Genomic DNA, 3,756 nt, shown 5'->3' with positions numbered 1-3,756 from the left:
AAATAATCATAGGTTTGTTATTATTAAGTTAAGCAAGACCTGACAATAGATGAAATAACCCCGGGAATTATTTTATCTATTGTCAGGTCTTTGTTATATAAAGAAAAATGAAAATTTTTAAATCCAGAAAAAAAGGAGGAAAACAAAATGGATTATGAAAATACAGCAAAAAAGATCCTTCAAAGAGTTGGAGGAAAAGATAATGTCATCAATCTGGTACATTGTATGACAAGACTTCGTTTCACATTAAAAGATGAATCCATCGTTGATGATGAAGCAGTAAAGAAAACAAAAGGTGTTATGGGAATCATGAAAAAGGGCGGACAATATCAGATCATTATTGGAAATGATGTTGGAAACGTATTTAACGAACTAAATAAACTTGGGAATTTTTCTAATGAAGTAAAAGAAGTACCAGTAAAATCGAATGAAAAGAAAAATATCTTTACAATGCTGATGGATACGATTTCAGGTATCATGGCACCTGTTATTCCAGCAATCATTGGTGCAGCTATGATCAAAGTATTGCTTACATTACTTCCTATGATCGGTGTGTTAAGCACAAATGGGCAAACATATCAGTTATTAAGTGTTATAGGAGATGGTGCGTTTTTCTTCATGCCAGTACTGATTGCAATTTCAGCATCCAAAAAGTTTGGAACAAATATGTATTATGCAGCAAGTATTGCACTGATCATGTTACATCCAAACTTGATCACACTGATGAATACAGCACATGTTGCAGGACAGACTGTGAAATTTTTGAAATATATTCCGGTAACTTATGCATCCTATTCTTATTCGGTTATCCCAATCATTTTGGCAGTATATTCTCTAAGATATGTAGAACGTTTTGTAGATAAAATCACGCCAGTTGTCACAAAGAACTTCTTAAAACCAATGTTAGTTGTTTTAATTGAAGCACCGATCGCATTGATCATTCTTGGACCTTTAGGAGCTATTTGCGGTAATGGATTATCAACAGTAGTTTATGCAATTCATGATAAATTAGGATTTATTGCCATTGGTCTTGTGGCTGGCGTTTATCCATTCGTTGTTATGGCAGGTATGCATCATGCATTTACACCGATTAAATTAGGGATGATCGCAACAACAGGATATGAGAACTTTATCTGTATCGGAGAATTATGTTCTAATATGGCACAGGGTGCAGCCTCCCTTGCAGTTGCGCTTCGAAGCAAAAACAAAGACTTTAAACAGATCGCAGGATCTTCTGCGTTTTCAGCATTATTTGCTGGTATCACAGAACCTGCACTTTATGGTGTAACACTTCGTTTAAAACGACCAATGTTAGGAGCATGTATTGGTGGTGCTGTTGGTGGATTAGTCGGTGGATTTTTCCAAATGAAATGTTTTGGAATTGCAACACCAGCAATCGTAACGATTGTTCAGTATGTAGAAAAAGGAAAACCACAGACATTATTATTTGCAGCACTCACAATTTTGGTTACAGTAGTTGTTACATTTGTTGCAACACTGATTATTGGCTTTGAAGATATTGTAGATGAAGATGATGATTTAGATTTTGTAGAAGAATCTAATGCACAGTTATTAGATAATGAGATCAGCATTACAAGTCCAGTTGAAGGGAAAGTGATTCCTTTAACAGAAGTGAAAGATTCAACATTTGCGCAAGAAATCTTAGGAAAAGGAGCAGCGGTCATTCCTGAAAAAGGAGTTGTCTATGCACCATTTGACGGAAAAGTAGATGCTGTTTTTGAAACAGGACATGCATTAGGATTAGTAAGTGAAGATGGAGTAGAACTTTTGGTACATGTAGGAATCGATACAGTAAATTTAAAAGGAAAATATTTTACTCCAAAGAAAAAATCTGGAGATACAATGAAAAAAGGGGATATCTTACTAGAATTTGATATTGACAAGATTAAAGCAAATGGATACGATGTAACAACACCGATCATTATTTCCAATACAGAACAATTTGCAAAAGTCAAAGCATGTGAAGATAAAGTAGTAACAAAGGAAAGTAAATTATTAAGTGTACAGTAGCAGAAAGGAAGCGTAACATTTATGGAAGAAATGAAAGTTACAAAATTTCCAGAAGGATTTTTGTGGGGAAGTGCTTCAGCTGCCTATCAGATTGAAGGTGGCTGGAGAGAAGATGGAAAAGGGATCACAAACTGGGATCAATTTGTAAGGATTCCAGGAAAAACATATAAAGCGACAACTGGAGATGTTGCAGTTGACCATTATCATCGCTACAAAGAAGATATCGCGTTGATGGCGGAAATGGGATTAAAAACTTATCGTTTTTCTGTTTCATGGGCAAGAATCTATCCGGAAGGAAGAGGAGAGGTCAATCCCAAAGGAATTGAGTTTTATGAAAATATTATTGATGAATGTTTAAAATATGGGATTGAACCAATGGTGACAATCTACCATTGGGATCTTCCTCAGGCATTAGTGGATCTCTATGGAGGATGGGAATCTGAGGAGATCATTGAGGATTATGTAAATTATGCTAAGACTTTATTTAAGGCATATGGAAGTAAGGTAAAATACTGGATTACATTTAATGAACAAAATATTTTTACATCACTTGGATGGCTGACAGCACAGCATCCTCCAGGAAAGTTTGACGATCAGAAAACATTTTATCAAGTGAACCATCACGTCTTTATGGCACATGCAAAGGCTGTTTTGGCATATCGCGAGATGGGCGGAACAGGAAAGATTGGTGCAAGCTTTGCTTATACACCATCTTATGCACTTGATTGTAAACCTGAAAATGTTATGTCAAAACATGATTATGATGAACTGAAGAATTTCTGGTGGATGGATGTTTATGCATATGGAAGATATCCCAAAGCAGCCATGAATTATTTAAGAAAAAAAGGATTTGCACCAGTTGTCACAAAAGACGATCAGAAAATTTTAAAGGCAGCAGCGGCAGAGATTGATTTTATGGGAGTTAATTATTATCAAAGTTGTGTATGCGAGTATAATCCGATGGATGGAGTAACACCATATGGTACAATGAATACAACAGGAGTGAAAGGTTCTGCGCAGGTACTTGGAGTTCCTGGAATTTATAAAAATCCAGCCAATCCATATTTGATGACAACAGACTGGGATTGGAGTATTGATCCAGTTGGGCTTCGCTATTGTTGTCGTGAGATCACAAGTCGTTATGATCTGCCAATCATCATTTCGGAAAATGGACTTGGAGCATTTGATAAGAAGACGGAAGATAATAAGATTCATGATGAATATCGAATTGATTATATAAGAGAACATTTAAAAGAATTAGGAAAAGCCATCGAGGAAGGCTGTGAAGTGCTTGCATATTGTACATGGTCTTTTACGGATTTGTTAAGCTGGCTGAATGGATATCAAAAACGATATGGATTTGTGTATGTAGATCGCGAAGAAGAAGAGGGCGCTACATTAGATCGATATAAGAAAGATAGTTTTTATTGGTATCAAGATGTGATCAAACAGGATGGAGAGAATCTGTTTAACATAATAAATAACTAAGATTTCCCATTTTAGGTATGGGAAGTCTTAGTAAATAATTAGAAATTTTGGATAGAGAAAAAAAGAAAACATTCTTAAAAAACTGAATAACTTTGATATAAAAATGAAATCCTAGAATCTTTTCAGTGAAAAGACTCTGGGATTTTTATATATTGTATACAAAAAATAAAACACAAAAATCGTTAAAATAAGACAAAAATAACAGTGTAAATTATATCGAAAATCATGTAAATGTGC

At 34.9% G+C, this 3,756-nt stretch carries 2 protein-coding genes; both read left to right on the top strand.

Annotated features, from left to right (window positions below; all coding sequences use genetic code 11):
- The first annotated feature begins 147 nt into the window (after positions 1-147).
- Positions 148-2,031: a beta-glucoside-specific PTS transporter subunit IIABC gene (locus tag KE503_RS14180; RefSeq protein WP_212385686.1), complete on the top strand. Its 1,884-nt coding sequence runs from the start codon at positions 148-150 to the stop codon at positions 2,029-2,031.
- Between the two features lie 21 nt (positions 2,032-2,052).
- Positions 2,053-3,519 carry a glycoside hydrolase family 1 protein gene (locus KE503_RS14175; RefSeq protein ID WP_212385684.1) on the top strand — a complete coding sequence of 489 codons (1,467 nt, stop codon included), beginning with the start codon at positions 2,053-2,055 and terminating at the stop codon, positions 3,517-3,519.
- Positions 3,520-3,756 lie beyond the last annotated feature (237 nt).

The sequence above is a fragment of the Anaerostipes sp. Marseille-Q3525 genome (genome assembly GCF_018223505.1).
Classification (GTDB): domain Bacteria; phylum Bacillota; class Clostridia; order Lachnospirales; family Lachnospiraceae; genus Anaerostipes; species Anaerostipes amylophilus.
Note: the sequence above shows the minus strand (reverse complement) of the source record. Positions and strands in the feature narration are given on the sequence as shown.